General features: G+C 50.2%; 16 protein-coding genes, 1 tRNA gene and 1 pseudogene. 10 read left to right on the forward strand and 8 right to left on the reverse strand.

The genetic code is table 11. From position 1 onward, the window contains the following. Positions 1 to 147 precede the first annotated feature (147 nt). On the reverse strand, positions 148 to 2337 hold the full coding sequence (locus tag ACKI3C_RS10565; RefSeq protein WP_407404811.1) for an alpha-N-acetylglucosaminidase TIM-barrel domain-containing protein: 2190 nt from the start codon (positions 2335 to 2337) through the stop codon (positions 148 to 150). A gap of 23 nt (positions 2338 to 2360) precedes the next feature. Further along, on the reverse strand, positions 2361 to 2837 hold the full coding sequence (locus tag ACKI3C_RS10570) for an Lrp/AsnC family transcriptional regulator (RefSeq protein WP_407404813.1): 477 nt from the start codon (positions 2835 to 2837) through the stop codon (positions 2361 to 2363). 131 nt (positions 2838 to 2968) lie between these two features. Here ACKI3C_RS10570 and ACKI3C_RS10575 point away from each other — a divergent pair, with 131 nt between their 5' ends. The 4 genes from ACKI3C_RS10575 (at position 2969) to ACKI3C_RS10590 (ending at position 8241) form a co-directional block, all read left to right on the forward strand. Next, complete coding sequence (locus ACKI3C_RS10575) at positions 2969 to 4258, forward strand: O-acetylhomoserine aminocarboxypropyltransferase/cysteine synthase family protein (RefSeq protein ID WP_407404842.1); 1290 nt, start codon at positions 2969 to 2971, stop codon at positions 4256 to 4258. Positions 4259 to 4359: 101 nt separating this feature from the next. After that, positions 4360 to 6372 carry a TonB-dependent receptor plug domain-containing protein gene (locus ACKI3C_RS10580; RefSeq protein ID WP_407404815.1) on the forward strand — a complete coding sequence of 671 codons (2013 nt, stop codon included), beginning with the start codon at positions 4360 to 4362 and terminating at the stop codon, positions 6370 to 6372. A gap of 19 nt (positions 6373 to 6391) precedes the next feature. Continuing rightward, positions 6392 to 6760, forward strand: coding sequence for a heavy-metal-associated domain-containing protein (locus ACKI3C_RS10585; RefSeq protein WP_407404817.1), 369 nt, complete (start codon positions 6392 to 6394; stop codon positions 6758 to 6760). Between the two features lie 131 nt (positions 6761 to 6891). Then, positions 6892 to 8241: a hypothetical protein gene (locus ACKI3C_RS10590; RefSeq protein ID WP_407404819.1), complete on the forward strand. Its 1350-nt coding sequence runs from the start codon at positions 6892 to 6894 to the stop codon at positions 8239 to 8241. Between the two features lie 116 nt (positions 8242 to 8357). On the opposite strand, the gene ACKI3C_RS10595 is transcribed toward ACKI3C_RS10590, so the two are convergent. Then, positions 8358 to 9491, reverse strand: a complete 1134-nt coding sequence (locus ACKI3C_RS10595; protein WP_407404821.1) for a tyrosine-protein phosphatase — start codon at positions 9489 to 9491, stop codon at positions 8358 to 8360. Positions 9492 to 9556: 65 nt separating this feature from the next. Then, positions 9557 to 9631 (reverse strand) — tRNA-Val (locus ACKI3C_RS10600). Positions 9632 to 9809: 178 nt separating this feature from the next. Between ACKI3C_RS10600 and ACKI3C_RS10605 the strand changes: the two genes are divergently transcribed. Next, positions 9810 to 10352: a DJ-1 family glyoxalase III gene (locus ACKI3C_RS10605; protein ID WP_407404823.1), complete on the forward strand. Its 543-nt coding sequence runs from the start codon at positions 9810 to 9812 to the stop codon at positions 10350 to 10352. A gap of 148 nt (positions 10353 to 10500) precedes the next feature. Here the strand turns inward: ACKI3C_RS10605 and ACKI3C_RS10610 are convergent, their stop codons facing one another. Next, on the reverse strand, positions 10501 to 11133 hold the full coding sequence (locus ACKI3C_RS10610) for a porin family protein (protein WP_407404825.1): 633 nt from the start codon (positions 11131 to 11133) through the stop codon (positions 10501 to 10503). Between the two features lie 61 nt (positions 11134 to 11194). Next, entirely contained in the window at positions 11195 to 11785 is a 591-nt protein-coding gene (locus ACKI3C_RS10615; RefSeq protein WP_407404827.1) for a porin family protein, read from the reverse strand. A 141-nt stretch (positions 11786 to 11926) separates the two neighbouring features. Between ACKI3C_RS10615 and ACKI3C_RS10620 the strand changes: the two genes are divergently transcribed. Continuing rightward, a complete protein-coding gene (locus ACKI3C_RS10620; protein ID WP_407404829.1) occupies positions 11927 to 12940 on the forward strand; it encodes an FAD:protein FMN transferase in 1014 nt (337 codons plus the stop codon). Positions 12941 to 13008: 68 nt separating this feature from the next. Here the strand turns inward: ACKI3C_RS10620 and coaD are convergent, their stop codons facing one another. Together coaD and ACKI3C_RS10630 are read right to left on the reverse strand one after the other, a co-directional pair. Continuing rightward, positions 13009 to 13515, reverse strand: a complete 507-nt coding sequence (coaD, locus tag ACKI3C_RS10625; protein ID WP_407404831.1) for a pantetheine-phosphate adenylyltransferase — start codon at positions 13513 to 13515, stop codon at positions 13009 to 13011. Continuing rightward, on the reverse strand, positions 13493 to 15463 hold the full coding sequence (locus tag ACKI3C_RS10630; protein WP_407404834.1) for a toprim domain-containing protein: 1971 nt from the start codon (positions 15461 to 15463) through the stop codon (positions 13493 to 13495). The genes coaD and ACKI3C_RS10630 overlap by 23 nt, the downstream gene beginning before the upstream one ends. A 240-nt stretch (positions 15464 to 15703) precedes the next feature. Between ACKI3C_RS10630 and ACKI3C_RS10635 the strand changes: the two are divergent. From ACKI3C_RS10635 to ACKI3C_RS10650, 4 genes and pseudogenes are all read left to right on the forward strand, one after another. Next, positions 15704 to 16978: pseudogene (locus ACKI3C_RS10635) on the forward strand (AMP-dependent synthetase/ligase); the annotation flags it as partial. Positions 16979 to 18344: 1366 nt separating this feature from the next. After that, on the forward strand, positions 18345 to 19457 hold the full coding sequence (gene prfB / locus ACKI3C_RS10640) for a peptide chain release factor 2 (protein ID WP_407404836.1): 1113 nt from the start codon (positions 18345 to 18347) through the stop codon (positions 19455 to 19457). Positions 19458 to 19478: 21 nt separating this feature from the next. Next, positions 19479 to 20246, forward strand: coding sequence for an acetylglutamate kinase (locus ACKI3C_RS10645; protein ID WP_407404838.1), 768 nt, complete (start codon positions 19479 to 19481; stop codon positions 20244 to 20246). A 294-nt stretch (positions 20247 to 20540) separates the two neighbouring features. Further along, complete coding sequence (locus tag ACKI3C_RS10650) at positions 20541 to 21548, forward strand: aspartate-semialdehyde dehydrogenase (RefSeq protein ID WP_407404840.1); 1008 nt, start codon at positions 20541 to 20543, stop codon at positions 21546 to 21548. The last annotated feature ends 954 nt before the right edge of the window (positions 21549 to 22502 follow it).

The raw sequence follows: 22502 nt of genomic DNA on the forward strand, positions 1-22502 counted from the left end.
ATTCAGAATGCTCTCAAAATACAAGAAGGTGCGAACAGAGAAGGATGGCCAATGGGAGGATATCACAAAGCTCAAATACATAGAGGAACTAACCACGTTCCTTGATGTATAGGGTCTGAAAAACGGGTTTCTTTAATAGAAGCTAAATCATTTCAATGTTTTCAGCCAGTCGTTGAGTTCTGTGGCATACTTTGATGCTAGCGATCGTGACAGCGACAGGAGTTCCACATCGGGATATTTAGGGAATTGCTCGCCGGTTTTGTGGGCAAATGATTCCTCAAACTGGTGCGTTGCCTCGATGCGCTCGTTGTCTCGCAGGGGTTGCCCTGTGCGCACCGAGTTGAATGCCTCGTCGATGTAGAGTTGCCAGCGCACTGCCTGGTAGTTGGCGATGAGGCCGCTGTAGCTGCGCATAGCATAGTCGTTGAGGTCACCGCCCCATGTGGTGACGATGCGCCTTGCGTTCATCTCGTAGTAGTCCTTGACTTCGGGAGACTCGCCCAGGTCGCGTGCCATTTCAATCCACTTGTCCATAGAACTGAACGGGTGCTGCGCGGTGAGCATGTCGAGGTCGGTGAGGATGCTGCGCATGAAATAGGCTTTCTCGTGCATCATCACAGTGTCGCGTGCCACGTATGCCGAGTCAAACTGGGCCTTTTCATATCCGAAGAGACATCCCAGCAACTCGCGTCCGGTCCACACGAGATCCACGCGTGCGGCATCGGTGCGCACCGATTTCTGTTTGAGCAGCAGTTGCCATGCCTCGTTGAGCGCATTCATGTCAAAGTAAACGCCCGTGCGGCCTGATAGTTTCTTGAACTTGGGGAACCCGGTGGCGGCTGTGCCACGGAAAGATGTGGCATGCTCGATGAGCACCCGGTTGTAGATTATGTCCCAAGCCTTGCGCACGTTCTCGTCGGGCAGGTCGGCATGACGGTCGGCGACTTGTACGATGGTTTCGTCGTCGGTGGTATTGTAGCTCCAAGCCTTGTCGAGTATGTACTCAAAGGGGAATTGCTGCACGTCGAAAGCCTCGAGCGTTGAGCCTATGCCCTTGAGGTTGCTGCCGCCTTCCACGAGGGCTTTCTCCAGGGCTTCGCCTGCTTGCTTCACATTGCCTTGCACCACAGTGTTGCCACCAAATTGCCCTAGATAGCACCAAATGTAGGGCTGCCCGTGGAATTTGTCTCTCATGCGCCACACTTCCATGCGCTCGCAGAAGTAGTCGAGCATTGTCATCTTGCCTTGGGGTAGGGCAGTGAGCATAGACTTTGTGACCTCACTTGTCCACTTGTCGCGCTGGTAGTAGAGGAACCATCCCATCTGCAGCCACTCGGCCTGCTTGTCCACTGCTCGGAGCGATTGGTACACATCGTTGGTGAGCTTGCTGATGTAGCCGGTGTCATAACTAGGGGCCTCCATCTCGTTAAACAGGTCGATGCCGTAGATGTGGTCGGTGCCGAACATGCGCGTCTGTTCTTCAAGGAATTTGCGTTGTATCTGTGCATACAGCGGGTCAGCGGCATTGAGGAAATAGGTCTGGTACTGCAGCTCAAACTCGTCCCACGGGTCAAGTTTCTTGATGTCGGCCTCGGGGTGCATGTCCTTGAGCTTCTTGGGCACATGCCCTGCGAATGCGGGCAGCACGGGACGCATGTTGAGCGCTCGCTCGCGGGCAAGGATTTTCTGTTGCAGCTTGGTTTGACCGTCGAGCCATTCCTTGGGCAGAGGGCCACACCATGCGTCAATGTTGGCCATGCGGTGCCATGGCAGGTAGGCGGGGCCGGTGAAATAGCTGCGCACTTCCTCGTCGGTCATGCCCATGCTGAGCCACACGTTGTACCACACGCTTTCCTGCCCTGTGATGGCAAGAGGCATGTTGACACCGTTGAGCGCCATCCAGTCGATGACACGTTCCCAATCGTTCCAGTCGAAGAACGGCATTGTGTAGCCAAAGGTGCAGTAGTTGAAGAAGAAACGCTGCGGCACGCGGGCATTGACGGTCTCGATGCCATCCACTGCGGGCAACTCGGCGGGCAGGTCGATAGCCACGTCGGCATACCACGACACCGTTGTGCGGCAATACTTCTTGAGGTATCGGTTCACGCCCACAGCCATCGAGTTGGCATTATTGGCGGTGATGAGAACCTTGTCGCCTTTGTTCTGCAAGGTGAAATAGTCAGTGCCTTTTTTCTTGACTTGTTTAAATTCTAACTTTTGTGCCAGTCGTGGCGACAGTCGTGTGGCAAGGGCCATTGCCTCGTCTTCCTGTGTGCCGGCTAGCATCACAAGTGCTGTCAGTGCCACCACACATGCTGTGAAAAATCTATTTCTCATAAATTATAGTGTTTTTGTAGTTGTTACACGGTCACGCTATATTCGTGCTTGATTTCTTCCATCACAAAAGTGCTCTCAAGCGATGCAATATTATCATGCCGCCCAAGCGAATTGAGCAGGAATTGCTGATATGAGCGCATGTCGGGCGACTGCACTCGCAGCATGAAGTCGAATGAACCGCTGATGTTGTAGCACTCGGTCACTTCAGGCATTTCACGCACCAGTTGCTCAAAGGCGATAGCACGCTCTGTGTTTAGTTGTCTTAGCTTTACTGAACAAAACACCGTGAAACCTTTGTTGAGTTTGTGTGCATTGAGTATGGTGGCATACTGCTTGATGTAGCCAGTTCGTTCCAAGCGTTTCATGCGTTCATAGGTGGGCGTGGTAGATAAATGAACTTTAGACGCAAGTTCTTTGTTGGTGAGTCTGGCATTGTTTTGCAACACTTTCAGTATTTCCTTGTCTTTCTCGTCAAGTATGTATTCTGTTTCTTGTGCCATTTCTTTTGTTTTGTAGAAGAATGTTCTGTATTATTGTTGCAAAAATACTATAATCTTCTTTATTTTGCAAATAATTGGCGTGTAATCTTCTTTGTTTATACCTTTGCAGTGGAAAAAACTAAAACTACTATATTATGAGTACAAAATTACATTTAGAGACACTTGCATTACATGTGGGCCAAGAGCAGGCCGACCCAGCCACCGATTCACGCGCAGTCCCCATTTATCAAACCACATCCTACGTGTTCCACAACTCGCGGCATGCAGCCGACAGGTTTGCCCTGCGCGATGCTGGTAATATCTACGGCCGTTTGACCAATTCTACCCAGGGAGTGCTTGAGGAGCGTCTAGCAGCGCTTGAAGGCGGTGTGGCCGCCCTCGCTGTGGCAAGCGGCGCAGCGGCTATTACCTACACGTTGCAAAACGTGTGTCTGGCAGGTGACCACATTGTTGCTGCCAACAATATATACGGCGGTTCCTATAACCTCATCACCCACACTCTGGCTACCCAGGGAGTGACCAATACCACCGTGAATATCAATGACATTGATGCGCTTGAGGCGGCTATACAACCTAATACCAAGGTGATATTTGCCGAGACATTTGGCAATCCTAACTCTGACGTTACTGACCTTGACGCGATTGCCGAGGTAGCGCATCGCCATGGCATATTGTTTGTTGTGGACAACACCTTTGGCACACCGTGCTTGATTCGTCCGTTGGAGCATGGAGCCGATGTAGTTGTACATTCTGCCACCAAATTCATAGGCGGTCATGGCACATCGCTTGGTGGCATCATTGTTGACGGCGGTAAGTTTGATTTCAAGGCCCATGCCGACCGTTATCCCACCATAGCCCAGCCCGATCCGTCCTATCATGGCGCAGTGTTTGCCGAGGTGGCTGGTCCTGCGGCCTTTGTTACACGCATTCGTGCCGTCATCTTGCGCGACACAGGCGCCTGTATCTCTCCATTCAACGCATGGATATTGTTGCAGGGCGTTGAGTCACTTCCCTTGCGCATTGAGCGTCATGTGAGTAATGCGATAAAGGTGGTAGAATACCTGAACAAGCACCCCAAGGTGACAAAGGTGAACCATCCATCATTATCTGACCATCCCGACCATGGCCTTTACGACAAGTATTTCCCGCAAGGTGGTGGCAGCATTTTCACATTTGAGATTGCAGGAGGCGAGCAGGAGGCATGGGCATTCATCGACTCGCTCAAAATCTTCTCTTTGCTTGCTAATGTGGCCGATGTCAAGTCTCTTGTCATACATCCCTACACCACGACACACTCGCAGTTGTCGCCCAATGAACTGGCCGACCAGCACATCACCCCATCGACTATAAGGTTAAGCATCGGTGTCGAGCATATTGACGACATTATCGCCGACCTCGACCAGGCATTTGATATATTTTAACTAGTTAGTTGGTTGTTATTTATTCGCGGTTTTATCTTTTTAACATTATAATTCCAAATTTTATTTGTAAATTTGTTCTCAATTTGAAAGATAAAGACCACATGCTGCATACTTTAATGGGTAAAAAGAACACGTTAATACTAGCTGCCGCAATGTTGTGTGCTGCCTTTTGTAATGCACAAGAGGTGGAGCAAGTTGATAGTGTGCTGTCGGCCGACCTAGACGAGGTGGTTGTCACCAGCGCAGGTTCTACTCGCCGCCTGGGCGGTGCTATCAACGGGACCTACATAGGTCAGAAGGAACTTTTCCGTGCCGCATGCTGTAACTTGGGCGAGAGCTTCACCGCCAACCCTTCGGTTGACGTGAGCTACAACGATGCTGCCACAGGAGCCAAGCAGATTAAACTGCTGGGGCTCTCGGGCACATACGTCCAGATGCTCACCGAGAATATGCCCGGTTTTCGCGGGGCGGCAGCTCCTTTTGCCCTAGGTTATGTGCCTGGAACATGGATGAAAGGCATCAGTGTGTCGAAGGGGGCGGCAAGCGTGAAGAACGGATATGAATCAATCACCGGTCAGATTGATATTGAATATCTAAAGCCTGAAGCAGAGAAAAAGATAAACTTCAACCTCTATGGCGATATCCAAGGCCGCATCGAGGCTAATGCCGATGCCAACTTCCATCTCTCAAACACGCTTTCGACCAATGTCCTTGCTCATTATGAAAACCGATTAAGCAGTCATGATGGCAACCATGACGGATTCCTCGACATGCCCAAGGTGCAGCAAGGCAATTTCTCTAACCGGTGGAAACTCATGACCGAGCGCTACATCATGCATGCCGGCGTGTCGTTCTTGAAGGAGGGACGCAACAGCGGGCAGACCCACCACACGGTGAGTCACTCTGGCGGGCACGACATGCCGCTATACAAGATTGAGATCAACACCGACCGCTATGAGGGATATATGAAACATGCGTTTATCCTCAACCCCGAGAAGCAAATGAACATCGCTGTTCTTGCCAATGCCTCGTTGCACAAGCAAGATGCAATCTATGGAGAAAAAGGATACAAGGGATATGGCGTGAACCAGAAGAACCTCTATGCCCAGCTGATGTATGAGGCAACATTCGGCAACAATGCCATCAGCGTGGGGGGCTGCATTAACCATGACTACCTCAAGCAAGATTACCTGCTGGGCGGCGAAGTCAATCCACTCATTAAGAATGCCGAGAAGGAAACAACCCCAGGTGTTTATACTCAATACACTTACACATTGGGAACCAAGCTCACGGCAATGGCTGGTGTGCGTTGGGACCACAGTTCGCTGTATGGAGGATTTGTCACACCTCGCGCGCACATCAAGTATCAACCTGTCAGCTGGTTCAGCACGCGACTGTCGGCAGGCAAGGGCTATCGCACTGTGCATGCACTTGCCGAAAACCACAACTTGCTTGCCAGCGGACGAACACTCCTGGTGGAGAATTTGGGGCAAGAAGAGGCTTGGAACTATGGTGCAACTACTGCTTTCCTGATTCCGCTGGGCGAACATGTGCTCAAGTTGAATGCTGAGTATTATTATACCACATTCAACAACCAGGCGGTCATTGACTATGATGCCGATGACTCGAGGATATGGATTCACGACTTGCAAGGCAAGTCGCGCAGCCACGTTTTTCAGGTGGATGCTAACTACACGCCCGTGGCAGGGCTTGACATAACTGCGGCTTATCGCTTGAACGACGTGAAATGCACCTACGGCGGTGTGCTGATGACCAAGCCGCTCACATCGCGCTACAAGGCGTTGCTCAGCCTGTCTTACAAATTGCAACCGCTGGAATTGTGGCAGTTTGATGCCACCATGCAGCTCAACGGAGGCGGTAGACTTCCCAATGACATGGGCACATACAAGGCTTTTGAGCAACTGTCGGCTCAAGTGACTCGATTCTTCCGTCACTTCGACATTTACATCGGAGGCGAGAACTTGACTAATTTCAAGCAGAAGAACCCCATCATCAATGCCTCCAACCCATGGACATCATCGTTTGAACCCACTTTGGTCTATGGCCCGGTAGAGGGTGCGATGGCTTACATGGGAATACGTGTGAAACTATAACAAACAAAAATCATAAATAATGAAAAAGATCATTTTATTATTATTGCTTGCCGTTATAACGGTGGCAGCTAATGCAAAGGACATCAAGACGGTTTATCTCACCACAAACCCTGTAATGCACTGCAACTCATGTGAAATGAGAATCAAGGAGAACTTGAAATATGTTAAGGGGGTTAAGTCTATCGAAACCGATGTTGCCTCACAAACGGTCAAAGTAACATACGATGCCGACAAGACCACAGTGCAAAAATTCATTGACTCACTCAAAAAAATACAGTACACTGCTACCGAAAAAGAAGCCACACCTTGCACTTCGTCAAACAAGTCTTGCGAAGGTCAGCAAGGAAGTTGCTGCGGGGGCGGCCAGTCATCTTGTTGCGGAAAGTAACTCACAAGTGCCGATAGCGATTACCGGCATTTTTCGTCTTTCGTTCTTCGTCTCCTTGGTATTTTGTATTATTTGTTGTAAATTTGCAACAATAATAAACACAAATGATTATGAAAAAAAAAATTATGAAAATGAAAAATGTACATGGTATTGTTGCCATGACTCTCATGTGTTTCATACCCATGGCAGGTCAAGCACAGATGAAAAACTTGCTGAACAAGACTGGGAAATCAGTTGAAAAAACCATAAGCAGCAAGACAACTGAGCCTGCAACAAATTCCAGTTCGAATGGCGAAGAAAGTACATTTCCCACCGAGCAGAACATGAAGTTCAACCCCTTTGGCAACTACACGCCCAGCAAGGCGGCTATCAAGGCTGACCCTATGGCATCGGACAATACGGTAAAGAAGAACTATACCAAATCGCCAGCCCAAATAAGAGGCGCGTATGAACATCTTGACAAGGATCTGTTCCCCTATCAGCCATACTATGACTACAGTGCTGTGGGGCTATATCTTGATGGTACACAGCAAAACGAGGACTTTATTTATTACACTACAACGCAGTGCCGCAAGATGATGGATGAGTCATTCAGCAAGATTAATGGTCTGGAGCATAATGGCACGATAGGCATAGGCAACACAGGCAAGTGCGTGCCTTACAGCGAGATTGTTATTAATGCTTTCTTTGCAGAGTATCTTGCCGACCCCAACTCTTACATCGCCTATCGACAGATGGTTAAGGCTTATATTCTTGCCCATCAACAGTTCCTTGGACGTTTCCGTCTGACGTTAGATGCTGGTTCGCAAGTCTCTGTCACAAATCAAAGTGGTAAACAAACCCTTTTCGAGCCCGAGTCTGAACGACTGAAACGCAACAACAAGTTGATGAACATTATGGTTGATGTTGCCATGAAGTCAGATTACGACATCGTTTTCCGTGGTACATACGGAAGTTACACCCAAGCCGAGAAGCAGTATGCAGCAGGCAATATGGACGGAGCACTTACCAATTACCGTGAGTTTGTAACATCCTTTGACTACTTCCTGACAAAGCACGAAGGCTGGAAGAGCGATGACAGAGCCACTGATTTTGAAAATATGTATAAGGAAGCGCGTGTGAAGATGCAGAAGGCACAGAATGCTGTGATTGAAAATAGCACCGACCCCATTGACATGCCAAAGACCTACACTGTTAGTGCCGAGATACAAAATATGGCAAAGCAAGTGGTAGCACGAGAAGATCCCGAACACAAGAATGCTACTATCTACTTCCTCAGCAACGGTTGGCGCACACTTACTCGCAATGGTTTCATTACCCACCGTGCCGTTGACGTGGGCTGGGTTTACAAGGATGCTAAGGGACAGCGTTGGTTGTGTCACGGCATCATGATGCAGCAAGCCGCTTACCGTGGACTCACTGTGATTTATCTGGACGGGAAGTACGGCATGAGCGGATATGGCCGAACCAAACTCAAATAGTGAACCATTGTTGTCTGGTAAAAAAAGGGGGTGTATCAAACCGCGCTAAGGTATGGTAAATTGATACACCCTCTTTTTAGTCTTTTGTCTTTCGTTTTTCGTCCTTCGTCCCCTTGCTATTTGGTTAGAGATGTTACAATTGCATCAATTTCGGCTTGAGTCATGCCATGTGCTAAAAGATATTCAGTATATGCTTTCTTCAAATCAACACTAGCCAGTTGTGACGCATCATTAATATTGCAATAATTCATCACGCAGGGCTCAAATCGCAACTCCACAAACTTTTGGCACACTTCCATATCCTCCTTTTTGTCGAGCGAAAGGTGGTAATAATTGCAATATGATAATAGATAGTCATGCAACACTTCGTCGTAGGAAGCGCCGCACAAAGCCCCAAGCATTGCACACACATAGCCAGTGCGATCCTTGCCCTCGGTGCAGTGTACAAAATATGGAGCAGGATGTTTTGCCAATTCCTTGAGACCAGACACCAATTTCTGGTTAAAATCATCTGACAGAAAATCAGCGGTTAGCGGACATAAAACCACATTGCCGTTGTTCCACATCTTTTTGCTAAATTCAGGTATGGCAGAATATGATTTCATCTTATTTTCATCATCAGCAAGGTCAAAGATTGTGTGTACCCCAGCTTTTTCAATCAATGCCGACACGTAAGTTGCGCGACTAGCCGAATTGTCAAATGGCGATGCCGCACGAAACAGTCGTGATGGGGCAATTCTACCCACGGTTACCATACGGAAATTTGCAAACTCCTCGTCGCTATCATAATCTTTGCGGTTATTTGTATAGGCTAACCCCATTGCCTTTTGCACTTCAAGATATTTTCCTTTAGTCACCAGCTTGAAAGTGATTTTTTCGCCTTGCTTATTCAAAAGAATATCAGGCAACGACCCGAAATTTGCTGCCACACGCACATGTTTATAGGTGGGATAAGCCACCACTTGGTTTTCACCTGACTTTACGTAATATCCGTCATATAAGGGAACCACAAGTGTGGTGTCCTTTGTGCTTACTTCTACCTCGTCACCCAAGTCAAAACCTGCTTGTTGCATTTGCTCCCTTGTCACGTCAGTGTCAATTGAACCAAATTCGTCATACGCAGCAATCACTGTTTCAACCACTGCTGATTGTTTATCCTGCGCGTTTTTATTACCACAAGATGCCAGAACCATTAGCGCCACGAGCGTTATCGACACCACCACAACTGTTGTATAAATCCTGATTTTCATAATAAAATGTTTTGTAGTATAAACAAAGAACACGGCTCAATGTTGAGTCGTGTCTTGCTGTTGTGTGGGTGATGACGGATTCGAACCGCCGACCCTCTGCTTGTAAGGCAGATGCTCTGAACCAGCTGAGCTAATCACCCGTGCTTCTCAAAAGCGTTGCAAAGTTACTGCTTTTTTTTTTATCTGCAAAACTTTTAGCTACTTTTTTTCGATAAAAGTGATTTTTTTGTGTTTTTGATGTTGTTTGCGGGGTATTATTTGCTTGTTTGGGGTAATTTTGGTAATTTAGCAGAGGATAATTTTTAATTGATATAGAAAATGAATTACGTATTTTTTGCTGACGGATTTGAAGAGATTGAGGCACTGGCGACAGTTGATGTGATGCGTCGTGCTGGTATGGAAGTGACACTGGTGTCGATCAACCCCACGCTTGAGGTGACAGGCGCGCATGGCGTGAAGGTTGTGGCCGATGTGCTGATGAGTGATGTTGACGCTGCCCAGGCCGAGTGGCTGGTGCTGCCTGGCGGTATGCCTGGCGCAACCAACCTTGCCGCATGCGAGCCTCTCACGTCGATGCTCGTTGCACACAACGAGGCTGGTGGACACATTGCTGCAATCTGTGCTTCGCCTGCGATTGTGTTTGCACCTCTGGGCTTGCTCAATGGCAAGAATGCTGTGTGCTATCCTGGCATGGAAGCCGAGGGATGCGGCGTGAACTGGCAGAGCGACATGGTGGTCGTAGATGGCAATGTTGTTACTGGTAAGGGACCGGCTGCGGCATGCAGTTTCGGCTTCACTATCGCTGCAATGTCGCAAGGCGTGGAATGTGCCGAGGAAGTAGCTCGCGGCATGTTGCTGTGAGACAATGTGTTATAAAAAGAAAAAGGGCAACGCATCATCACGATGAACTGCCCACACATTGAATCAACTTCAGTTAGAGTGTTATTAGTGCCCAAAGTTACAAAAAAATATTGAACTCTGGGCACTAATTGTATGTTAAAAGATGTTACTACTTTATGAAGTAGGTTGCCGAGACTGTCCAGCAGCGGTTTTTGGCATTGTTTTCGTCAAGAACTCGGGTGCGTAATGTCTCGCCCACATTGAAGTTGTAGTTGACGCTCACTTGCACTTTCTTGAACAGCTCGGCGCCCACGCCCATGTGCAGCAGCACGCTCACGGGGCGATATTGGTTAACCTGGTTGAGGTTCTTCGCCACGAGGAACGAGAAAGTGGGTCCGGCCATTACCATGGGCATGATGGTGTTTTCAAGTCCGTCGAGCTTGCGGTACTTGAACTTGAGGTTGAGAGGCACGTCGATAGAGTGCATCATGCAAGTCTCATTGCCCAGTCCCTGTGATTTCCACACTTCACGCTCGCCATAGTTGATTTTGCCTGAACGCATGGCGTAGAGCAACGATGCGTCAACGCTGAATCCCACGCCGGGGATGTTCATCTCGCCGGTGACGCCCACTTGCGGACCGAAGCCTTTGGTCACGGTGAGGATATCGGTCTGCTTGAAATGGATTTCGTTGTAGTTGAGTCCGGCAGTGACGCCCCAGCGGGTCTGGGTCTGTGCCTGTGCCTGCAGGGCAGTTGCGATGAATGCGATGACTAGTATTGCGATGCTTGAAAATCTTTTCATTTTTAGTAGTATTTTTATTTTTGTGCAAAGTTACTCGTTTTCGCTCAAAAAATCAAATTTATCAGAACATATATGCTGCTGTGACAGTCCAGCAGTGGTCTCGTCCGTGAACCGAGTTGCCATTTTCGTCAGGTATGATTTGCTTGAAAGAGCGTGTCAGTCCCAGCCCGTAGCTGGCTTGAATCCGCAAGTGCCCCAGCAGTTCCACGCCGAATCCCGCATCCCAGCTGGTGTTGCTGGCACGGTTGTCCCATTGCTCTTGCTTGCTCTCGTTGAGCAGGAATGAGAAATTGGGCCCGGTGAAGGCGTAGGGGACAAGCACCTTGTTGAGCCCCATGATGGTAATGCCATACTTCACATGCACAGGCACCTCGATGTAGTCGCGCGAAAAGGTCTGGTCATTGTTGGTGAAGGCATCGGTGCGGTGGGTATAGAGCAGAGATCCGCCGAGCGACAAGCCGGTGACGGGGAGGGAAAATTCGAGTTGCAGCCCTCCGGTGAATCCTGTGCGGTTGCTGCTCTCAAACAGGCTCTTGTCGAAATGCAGTTTGCTGGACGTGATTCCGCCTTTAACCCCAATTCTGAGTTGGCCCAGGCATGGCAGTACCGCTAGTGCAGCGGCTATGGCTAAGAGTGTTGCACGCAGACTCATGTATTTGTTTTTGTGCAAAACTAAACAAAAAAATTGATATTCACTCACAAATCTTCATTAAAAAAACTGAAAAACTAGTGTAATCTACTTGTATGGTACATTTGTTTAGACTAAATTTGCACAAATAATGAACCAGAAACGATGAATATTAAATACCGTTACCTTGTTATAATAGTGCTGTCATGCCTGGTGGGTGTGCTGTTTTTTATCAGGAAGGAGAACAAGAAGCAGCTGTTCACTGCCCAGGGTGAAGTGTGGACCACTGAATACCACATAACCTACGAGGCGAGCAAGAACCTTGACGACTCCATTGCCGCTGTGCTTGACATGGTGGACAAGAGCGCTAGCGCTTACAACCCGCAGTCGCTTGTGTCGCAGTTCAATGCTACTGGCGAGGTTGCTGCCGATGGCATCATCATGCTGCTCATGCGTGAGTCGCGTGTGGTCAATGAGCAGAGCGGCGGACTCTATGACCCCACGGTGATGCCGCTGGTGGGTGCGTGGAAAAAGGTGCGCAAGCAAGGCGGCATGCTCTCGCAGCAGGAAATCGACAGCCTTGTGGCTCTCGTGGGACTTGACAAGGTGATGGCCAGCGGCAACAAGCTTGTCGCAAAGAGCAAGGGAGTGCAACTTGATTTCAGCTCGATAGCCAAAGGACTTGCCTGCGACGAGGTGGGGCGTATGCTCGAACGTAACGGAGCGAAAAACTATCTGGTGGAAATAGGTGGCGAGGTGGTTGCCCGAGGCATTAATTCGCACGGGGAAAAATGGCACGTCTCGGTGGATCTGCCCACCGACCAGGCCGAAGCCACGTCGCATGAATCCATGCTAGTGCTTGAACTGAATAACGAGAGCGTGGCCACGAGCGGCAACTACCGCCAGTATGCCGAGGTGGACGGAAAACGCGTGACTCACATTGTGAATCCGCGCACGGGCCTTGCCGAGCAGAGCGACTTGTTGAGCGTGAGCATCATTGCGCCCACCTGCGCAACTGCCGACGCTTGGGCTACTGCATGCATGGTGATGGGCACTGACGCTACACAGCAGATGATGGACAAACGCACCGACCTGGGCGTGCTCACGATAAGCGCCGATAGCGCAGGAAACTATGTGGTGTGGAGTAACAAAGCCTTTGCCGAGAAGGTAGCGAAGTGACGATACGCTTCGCTACGATACGATACGTGGCGAGTTTACGAGCGCATCGTCAAGAAAAAAGCGTATCGTTAAAAAGTAGTGGGTAGGAGTTCGATTGGGGCTGATGGTGGTATCAACTGTGAGACATCGTGACCATGAGAGAGCAGTTCACGCACCAGTGACGAACTGATGTGTGACAACTGGGGCAAGGTATTGATGAGAACGGTCTCAATACCAGCAAGCGAACGATTAGTAATGGCTATCGTCTGCTCATATTCAAAGTCGGTTGCGGTGCGCACGCCACGCAGCAGGAACTGTGCCCCGTGGGCGCGTGCAGCGTCAACTGTGAGCCCTTCATACACGATTACCTTGACACGCTCGTTGCCGGCGAAGGTGCTCTCAATCCACTGCTTTCGTGCATCGGCGGTCATGAAAGGCTTCTTGGAAGGGTTGACCCCTATGCCCACAATCACCGTGTCGAATATCTCTAACCCCCTGCGCACGATTGACTCGTGGCCCCGAGTGAACGGGTCGAACGAACCGGCAAATAATGCCACGCGAGGCGTGCGGCCCTCAATGCACTGTGATGTCTTCATCGTCTTCAATCACGAGGTTGTCAATGATAAACTTCTGTCGCTCCATGGTGTTCTTGCCCATGAAGAATGTGAGCATGTCCTTCACCGAGTCTTCCTTGCGCAGCGACACGCGGTCGAGTCGCATCTCGGGACCGATGAAGTCCTTGAACTCGTCGGGGTCTATCTCTCCGAGACCTTTGAATCGGGTGATCTCGGCGTTGTCACCCAGCTTGTTGATGGCATTCACTCGTTCCTCGTCGCTGTAACAGTAGTAGGTCTCCACGCGCTGCGGCTTGGCTTCTTTCTTGGTCGATTTGTGGTTCTTGCGTTTAGCCTCTTTCTTGTTGCGCACGCGGAAGAGGGGAGTCTGCAAGATGAAGAGGTGCCCCGTCTTCACCAGCTCGGGGTAGAACTGCAGGAAGTAGGTGAGCATGAGCAGGCGTATGTGCATGCCATCGACATCGGCATCGGTGGCGATAATCACCTTGTTGTAGCGCAGGTTGTCAATGCCGTCGTCGATGTTGAGCGCGGCTTGCAAGAGGGCAAACTCCTCGTTGGTATATACCTTCTTGGGCTCGAGGCCGTAGGTGTTGAGCGGCTTGCCTCGCAGCGAGAACACCGCTTGTGTCTCTACGTCGCGAATCTTGGTGATAGAGCCGCTCGCCGAGAGTCCCTCGGTGATAAAGATGCACGAGTCATCGCGGCGGTCGTGGTCAAATCCCTTGGGGGCCTTAGCGTCGCTTAGGTGCACGCGGCAATCACGCAGCTTGTCGTTGTGCAGCGCCGCTTTCTTTGCCCGCTCGCGCACTTGCTTGGTGACGCCAGCAATAGCCTTGCGCTGCTTCTCGCTGTCCTGAATTTTCTTGAACATGATCTCGGCTGTGGCCGGAGTCTTGTGCAAGTAGTCGTCAAGTTCTTTCTTGATGAAATCGTTGATGAATTTATAGATGGTGGGGCCGTCTTTCCACATGACGGTACTTCCCAGCTTCACCTTGGTCTGCGACTCAAACAGCGGTTCCTCCACCTTGAGGCTGATGGCTGCCACCACACCGTTGCGTATGTCGCTATACTCGAAGTTCTTGCCATAGAACTCCTTGATGGTGCGCGACAGTGCCTCGCGGAATGCGCTCTGGTGTGTTCCGCCCAGGGTGGTGTGCTGGCCGTTGACAAATGAGTAGAACTCCTCGCCGGGCTGGTTGGCATGGGTGATGACCACCTCGATGTCGGCTGCCATGAATCGCATGAGCGGATACAGCGGCTCGCTGGTCATGTTCTCCTTCACGAGGTCGCTCAGACCATAGCGCGAGTGGTACTTGCGGCCGTTGTAGATGAGCGACAGCCCGGTGTTGAGGAACGAGTAGTTTTTCACCATGGTCTCGACGATGTCGTCGCGGAACTGGTATCCCTTGAAGATGCTGGCATCGGGCGTGAAGCGCACCAGGGTGCCGTTCTCCTCGCCCTCCTGGGCAGGAACGACGCCGGTCTCGTTCACCACGAGGCCCTCGGCATATTCCACTGCCGAGCTCTGGCCGTCGCGCACCGAGCGAATGAAGAACGAGGTGGAGAGGGCGTTGACAGCCTTGATGCCCACGCCGTTGAGGCCCACCGAGCGCTTGTAGGTGTTGGTGTCATACTTTGCGCCGGTGTTCATCTTGCTCGAAGCGTCCTTGACCTGATCCAGGGGGATGCCGCGGCCGTAGTCGCGAATGGTCACGGTGCCGTCCTCGACATCGATGGTGATGGTGGGCTTGGCATAGCCGGCGTTGAACTCGTCGATGCTATTGTCCACAACCTCCTTGATGAGCACATACACACCATCGTCGGGCTGCTGGCCGTCGCCCAGCTTGCCTATATACATGCCCGGGCGCTGCCTGATGTGCTCGCGAGGGGTGAGCGTTACCAGTTTGTCATATCCTCCGTTGTCGTTGCCTTGCGGCTGTTCTGCATTCAGTATATTCTCTTCTGCCATAAAAAGTGGTGAAAACTTGCTTTTTTACGTTTTTACTCAAGATGCAAAGGTACAACTTTTTTTGCAAATGCACGACATAAAAACGCTTAACGGTTATCTTTTAGGTCTTAAAATGTGTAAAAGTATTCATTTTTAGTGGAATTGTTGTTAATAGTTGCCCTTATCCCGCCCCTACATTTTAAGTATTATGGATAATTCATTAATTTTGCATCGTGACAATTCATCTTATTTAGGTAAAACATGAATAAATTCGTACAACTCATTCCAGATAACGCCAAGAAATATGGCAATCGCGAGGCTTTGCGTTATCGCGACTATAAGACACAGAATTGGAAATCTCTATCCTGGAACGGATTCAAGGAGGCAATCGAACGCTGTGCACAGGCTCTCTACAACATAGGCATTGAGGAACATGGCCGCATCTGCATCTTCTCTCAAAACTGCCCCGAGATACTCATCTCGCACTTTGCTGCTTATTACAACCGCGCGGTACCCGTGCCCATCTATGCTACCAGCAGCAAGGACGAGGCCATGCACATCATCAACGACTCGGGAGCCACACTCATCTTCACCGGCGACCAGCAACACTATGAGACGGCTCGTGAACTCGTGGACACATGTCCCACCCTGCAGCACGTTGTCACTCTCGACACCAACGTGGTGATTGCCAGCGGCGACAAGGCTTCCATGACATGGCAGCAGTTCCTGGCCAGCGGCGACAAGGCTGACGAAGCACAGAAACTAGGCTTGGTTAAGCGCAAGCACGACGGCGAGGAAGACGACCTCATGTGCCTCATCTACACCTCGGGCACCACTGGCGAGCCCAAGGGCGTGATGCTCAACCACAGCAACTTCGACGCATGCATGCAAGCACACGCTCTGCGCATCAAGGTTGACGACAAGGAAGATGTGTCATTGAGCTTCCTGCCCTTCAGCCACATCTTCGAGCTGGGATGGACCATGTTCTGCCTCAACCAGGGCGTCAGGGTTGCCATCAACCTCAATCCCAAGGAAATCCAGAAAGCCGTCAAGGAAATAAAACCCACCTGCATGTGCAGCGTTCCCCGCTTCTGGGAAAAAGTATATACAGCCGTCAACGACAACTTCAATGCAGCTCCGCCTGTACTTAAAGTTCTCATCAAACGCGCACTCTCGGTGGGTCGCACACGCAACCTCAAGTATGTGCGCAACGGACGCAAGGTGCCATTCCTCGTCGAGAAGCAATACCAGTTCTTCGAGGACAAGGTGTTCAAGAAAGTGCGTGCTGCCATCGGCATCGAGAACCATAACCTCTTCCCCACTGCGGGCGCGATGCTCAGTGACCGCATCACCGAGTTCCTCCACACCGTGGGCATCAACATCGTCATCGGCTACGGATTGAGCGAGACCACGGCAACAGTGACCTGCTACGAAGACAACGGCTGGTCGCTAGGCACAGTGGGAACCATCATCCCCGGGTGGGAAATCAAGATAGGCGAGAACAACGAGATCCTCGTGCGCGGCAAGCAGATGCTCCAGGGCTACTACAACAAACCCGAGGAAACAGCACGCGCCATCGACGCGCACGGATGGTTCCACACCGGCGACTGCGGCGAGATAAACGAGAAAGGACAACTCATACTCACCGACCGCATCAAGGACCTATTCAAGACCAGCAACGGCAAGTACATCGCGCCGCAAGTGCTCGAGACCGCGCTTGCCCAGGACAAGTACATCGAGCAGGCAGTGATCATAGGCGACGGACGCAAATATGTTTCGGCGCTCATCGTCCCCAACATCGACGAGCTCAAGGCCTACGCGCTCAAGAAACGCATCAACTACACCGACGTCAAGGATCTGGTCAACAACACCGATATCCACAAGATGATAGAAGGCCGCATCAACGGCTACCAGAAAGACATGGCAGCCTATGAGCAAATCAAGAAATTCGTGCTGCTGCCCCGTGAGTTCACCATTGCAAGCGGCGAGCTCACCAACACCCTCAAAGTGCGTCGTTCAGTCATCAACAAGCGATACGCGCCCCTCATCGACGCAATGTATAACGCCGACTTCCACAAAAAGAAAAAAGAAACACCGGCACAATAACTAAACTCCCACCGAGACATCGCGCAGATTGCGCAGATTTTTGCCTCTCGGGGAACTCGCAGAACTCGGGGAAGTTTTCTTTCTCTCGCTGATTACGCAGATTTTGTATTTTCAGTTTATTTTCAGCAAATTTCAAGCGCAGCGCCCCCCGTGTGTTTTATTTTGACAGAAGCACAAAAAAACAAAGAAAATTAAAATATTCTAATTATTTTAATTTCTTTCAGTAAGAATAAAATCTGCGCAATCTGCGAGAGAAAAAATCCCCGAGTTCCCCGAGTTCCCCGAGAGGCTATCCGTGTGATTTATTTTTGACAGAAGAACAGAAGAACATAAGAACATAAAATTATTCTAATTATTTTAATTTCTTTCAGTAAGAAAACTTCCCCGAGTTCCGCGCAATCCCCGAGAGAAAACCTCCCCGAGTTCCCCGAGAGGCTATCCGTGTGATTTATTCTTTGACAGAAGAAAAAAAGGAAATAAAATTATTCTAATTATTTTAATTTCTTTCAGTAAGAATAAATTCCCCGAGTTCTGCGAGTTCCCCGAGAGGTTATATGTGTGATTTATTTTTGACATAAGAACAAAAGAAAATATAATTATTCTAATTATTTTAATTTCTTTCAGTAAGAATAAATTCCCCGAGTTCCGCGAGTTCCCCGAGAGAAAACCTCCCCGAGAGGCCAAAAATTTATTCTAATTTCGAATAATTTCTTTCAGTCAAGGAAAATTGCTGGTAAATTTTCGCAATCAGAAAAAAAGTAGTAACTTTGTTGGTTGGAAAAGAATATACGCAACAATGATTACACAAGACCAATTAAAAGAACTGCAATCACGCAAGGATGCACTGAAGATGTATCTTGACGTGGACAACAAGAAAATACAAGTCGAGGAAGAAGAACTGCGCACCCATGTGCCCGATTTCTGGCTCGACCAGAAGGCTGCCGAGGCCCAGATGAAGAAAATCAAGCAACTGCGCTTCTGGATCGAGGGCTGCGCCGAGGTTGAACATGCCGTGGACGAGGTGGCCACTGGATTTGACTTCGTGAAGGAAGGCTTGGTAGAGGAGGCCGAGCTCGACACTCTCTATGCCACTGCAATCGACATGGTAGAGAAACTCGAGCTGCGCAACATGCTTCGCCAGGAAGAAGACAAGATGGACGCCATACTCAAGATCAACTCGGGTGCTGGCGGCACCGAGAGCCAGGACTGGGCATCGATGCTCATGCGCATGTATCTGCGCTGGTGCGAGCGTCATGGCTACAAGACCTCCATTGTCCACATGGTCGATGGCGACGAGGCCGGCATCAAGTCGGTTTCGTTCAGCATCACTGGCGACTTTGCCTACGGTTATCTCAAGAGTGAGAACGGCGTGCACCGCCTGGTGCGCGTGTCGCCCTACAACGCCCAGGGCAAGCGCATGACATCGTTTGCTTCGGTGTTTGTGACTCCGCTCATCGACGACACCATCGAGATCACCATCGACCCCGCACGCCTGTCGTGGGACACCTTCCGCAGCGGCGGTGCCGGCGGACAGAACGTCAACAAGGTGGAGTCGGGTGTGCGTGCGCGCTACCAGTATAAGGACCCCTACACTGGCGAGGAAGAGGAAATCCTCGTTGAGAACACCGAGACCCGCGACCAGCCCAAGAACCGCGAGAACGCGTTGCGCAACCTCAAGTCGATTCTCTACAACAAGGAACTTGAGCACCGCCGCGAGGAGCAGGCCAAGGTTGAGGCTGGCAAGAAGAAAATCGAGTGGGGCAGCCAGATACGCAGTTACGTGTTTGACGACCGCCGCGTCAAGGACCACCGCACCGGCCACCAGACTAGCGACGTGGGTGGCGTGATGGACGGCGACATCGATGCTTTCATCAAGGCTTTCCTCATGGAGGGCGACGACAACGTGTAACGTGCTAAAAAGTGATTAATCATGGCTGAAAAACTAACTGTAATCAAGGTGTCGGGCAAGATACTCGAAAACCCCGAGGGCTTGAAGACATTCATCAAAAACCTTGCCAAGGTTGAAGGCAAGAAACTCATCATCCACAGTGCTGCCCAGCTGGCTAAAACCGTAGCCGGCAAGATGGGGGTCGGCATTAGCGAGGTGAACGAGCGTCCCGTGATCGACGACAATGCGCTCAAAGTGTATTCGATGACCTATGCCGGACTCGTGAACAAGCAGTTAGTTGCCATGCTTCAAGGACGCAAATACAACGCCCTGGGCCTCACCGGGGCCGACATGAACGTCATCACCAGCACAAAGCAAGCCAGTGACGCTAACGGCTATACAGGCGTTGTGAGGCAAATCAACACCGCCGCGCTGTCGATGCTCATCGACAACAATGTGACCCCAGTCATCGCACCGTTCACGCACGACGGCAAGGGACAGTTGCTCTTTAACGAGACCGACGCCATGGCTGCCGAGACCGCTAAAGCCTTGGCAATGAGATATGACGTGACCTTGATTTATTGCTTCGTGCGCAAGGGTGTGCTGCTCAATGTGCTTGACCCCGATAGCGTGGTGCCTGCCCTCAAACGCACGCAGTACAAGGCTCTGCGAGAGATGGAAATAATCAAAGACTGGTTTGCCAACAAGGTGGACAACGCATTCTCGGCCATCGACCACGGCGTGAAAAACGTGGTCATCACCAGCGCCGACGGCCTGGGCAATCCCAAGCAAGGAACGCACATCAAGTGACTTCGTAACGATGCGCTCGCAAGCTCGCTACGATGACGATGGCTTGCTGATAATTGAAAATATAACGTAACTATACACCAATGTTGATTATCTCGCTGAGCACGCAGATTTTCAGCTGAAATAAACAACAGATTGATTTGATTAATCTGAAAAAAAATTATTCTAATTATTTTAATTTCTTTCAGTTATTATAAAATCTGTGTAATCCGTGAAATCTGCGCGGGGACTCCGCAAAAAAGTTTTTGGTGAGTAGTTACAAATATAACAACTTAATAACGATATTTTAGACTGAAAATGAAAGTAGCAATCGTGGGCGCTAGTGGCGCCGTGGGACAAGAATTCATGAGAGTGCTCGACGAGCAGAACTTCCCCGTAACTGAGCTTGTGCTCTTTGGGTCGCAGCGCAGTGCTGGACGCATCTTTACATTCCGCGGTAAAGACCATGTGGTGAAACTGCTGCAGCACAACGACGACTTCAAGGACATCGACATCGCCTTCGTCTCGATGGGAGCCGGTCCCGCTAAGGAGTATGCCGAGACCATCACCAAGTATGGCTGCATCATGATTGACAACAGCAGCGCATTCCGCATGGACGACGACGTGCCTCTGGTAGTTCCTGAGGTGAACGGCGACGACGCATTCAATGCTCCACGCAACATCATTGCTAACCCCAACTGCACAACAATCATCATGGTAGTGGCGCTCAAGCCCCTCGACAATATCTCACACATCAAGAACGTGCAGGTGGCAACCTATCAGGCTGCCAGCGGTGCTGGTCTTGCTGCGATGGATGAGCTTGCACTGCAGCACAGCGAGATTGCTACTGCCAAGGGTGAAACCACAGTGAAGCACTTCCAGCACCAGCTCGCCTACAACGTGATACCACACATCGACGTTTTCCAGGACAACGACTACACACGTGAGGAGATGAAGATGGTTAAGGAAACATGCAAGATCATGCACAGCGACATCCGCGTGAGCGCAACATGCGTGCGTGTGCCCGTCATGCGTGCCCATAGCGAGGCAGTGTGGATCGAGACCGAGCGTCCCATCAGCCCCGACGAGGCACGTGCCGCCCTGCACCTCGCGCCAGGTGTCGTGGTTATGGACGAACCTCGCAGCAACACTTACCCCATGCCCATCCACTGCACACGCCAGGACCCCGTCTATGTAGGCCGCATTCGCCGCGACACCAGCAGCGACAACGGACTAGCATTCTGGTGCTGTGGCGACCAAATCAAGAAAGGCGCAGCCCTCAACGCAGTCCAGATCGCACAATACATGCTCGCCCACAAGAAATAAATCTATGATTTTAAGAGATTAGGGGTAACTATTCACCAATGGAACTCCCCGCGCTGATCTCAATGATCTCACTGATTTTTTCATTGAATATATATATTGTGGATTTTCTAGACCTCAGGGAGGTCGTAACTTTGGTTAACCGCTGGTCGCAGACCTGCGGACTGCCGGTGGGGGGGTGTGAAGTGTGACAAAATCGCGGTTGAAGACCGCCACCTTGTTATGTTTCAAGGTGGCGGTCTTCAACCGCAGTATAGAATATCGCGTTTACCCTGCCCTGCCTTCGCTTGCGCTCAGTTAGGACAGGGTTATGTGCAGAACTGCGTTCTGCGTGTCGGCTTTCAGCCTCTCATTGCCTTATGCTTTGTGCGAGAGAAAGATTTTCATAAGGCCTGGGCGGGGACTCTGCAAAATTCTATTGCTAATTTACTGTCCGGCAGGACAATACCTGAATAACCCCCACCGACGAACGAAGTGGCGGTGGGGGTATGGTATCAACATGCACCGCGTCCAGCAGGACGCTAATCGGAGCAAATAGGTGAGGCTCAAATGGTTTCATATGCTACAGTTGAGTTAGAAACATCCCTCTTGGGATGTGATATTGTAGGCAGCCATGCAGGCGTGCCATCGGTACGCCGAAATGGCTGTAAAAAGTAGATAATAATGTCCCGTGCCTTTAGGTACGGAATAACGAATCGCCAATAGAATGTATGCCACAGCATGCGACATCAGTTGTAATTACCTCTGTGTTCTCCGTACCTTTTATAGAACTCAACTTTAGCATTTGATAATAAATATTGCTAATTTATTGTCCGACAGGACAATACCTGAATAACCCCCACCGCCGAACGAAGTGGCGGTGGGGGTATAGTATCAACAAGCAGATGCGTCCAGTAGGACGCTAATCGGAGCAAATAGGTGAAATTCAGATTGTTCCATATGCTAAAGTTGAGTTAT

Origin of the sequence: Sodaliphilus sp. (genome assembly GCF_045598405.1) — a bacterium.
GTDB classification, from domain to species: Bacteria; Bacteroidota; Bacteroidia; order Bacteroidales; family Muribaculaceae; genus Sodaliphilus; species Sodaliphilus limicaballi.

What these genes read in the sequence shown, in the direction of transcription:
- ACKI3C_RS10585 (WP_407404817.1), top strand. Translation starts at nt 6,392, where the DNA reads ATGAAAAAGATCATTTTATTATTATTGCTTGCCGTTATAACGGTGGCA.
- ACKI3C_RS10605 (WP_407404823.1), top strand. Translation starts at nt 9,810, where the DNA reads ATGAATTACGTATTTTTTGCTGACGGATTTGAAGAGATTGAGGCACTG.
- ACKI3C_RS10620 (WP_407404829.1), top strand. Translation starts at nt 11,927, where the DNA reads ATGAATATTAAATACCGTTACCTTGTTATAATAGTGCTGTCATGCCTG.
- ACKI3C_RS10595 (WP_407404821.1), bottom strand. Translation starts at nt 9,491, where the DNA reads ATGAAAATCAGGATTTATACAACAGTTGTGGTGGTGTCGATAACGCTC.
- ACKI3C_RS10565 (WP_407404811.1), bottom strand. Translation starts at nt 2,337, where the DNA reads ATGAGAAATAGATTTTTCACAGCATGTGTGGTGGCACTGACAGCACTT.
- ACKI3C_RS10580 (WP_407404815.1), top strand. Translation starts at nt 4,360, where the DNA reads ATGCTGCATACTTTAATGGGTAAAAAGAACACGTTAATACTAGCTGCC.
- ACKI3C_RS10630 (WP_407404834.1), bottom strand. Translation starts at nt 15,463, where the DNA reads ATGGCAGAAGAGAATATACTGAATGCAGAACAGCCGCAAGGCAACGAC.
- prfB (WP_407404836.1), top strand. Translation starts at nt 18,345, where the DNA reads ATGATTACACAAGACCAATTAAAAGAACTGCAATCACGCAAGGATGCA.
- ACKI3C_RS10570 (WP_407404813.1), bottom strand. Translation starts at nt 2,837, where the DNA reads ATGGCACAAGAAACAGAATACATACTTGACGAGAAAGACAAGGAAATA.
- ACKI3C_RS10610 (WP_407404825.1), bottom strand. Translation starts at nt 11,133, where the DNA reads ATGAAAAGATTTTCAAGCATCGCAATACTAGTCATCGCATTCATCGCA.
- ACKI3C_RS10645 (WP_407404838.1), top strand. Translation starts at nt 19,479, where the DNA reads ATGGCTGAAAAACTAACTGTAATCAAGGTGTCGGGCAAGATACTCGAA.
- ACKI3C_RS10615 (WP_407404827.1), bottom strand. Translation starts at nt 11,785, where the DNA reads ATGAGTCTGCGTGCAACACTCTTAGCCATAGCCGCTGCACTAGCGGTA.
- ACKI3C_RS10590 (WP_407404819.1), top strand. Translation starts at nt 6,892, where the DNA reads ATGAAAAATGTACATGGTATTGTTGCCATGACTCTCATGTGTTTCATA.
- coaD (WP_407404831.1), bottom strand. Translation starts at nt 13,515, where the DNA reads ATGAAGACATCACAGTGCATTGAGGGCCGCACGCCTCGCGTGGCATTA.
- ACKI3C_RS10650 (WP_407404840.1), top strand. Translation starts at nt 20,541, where the DNA reads ATGAAAGTAGCAATCGTGGGCGCTAGTGGCGCCGTGGGACAAGAATTC.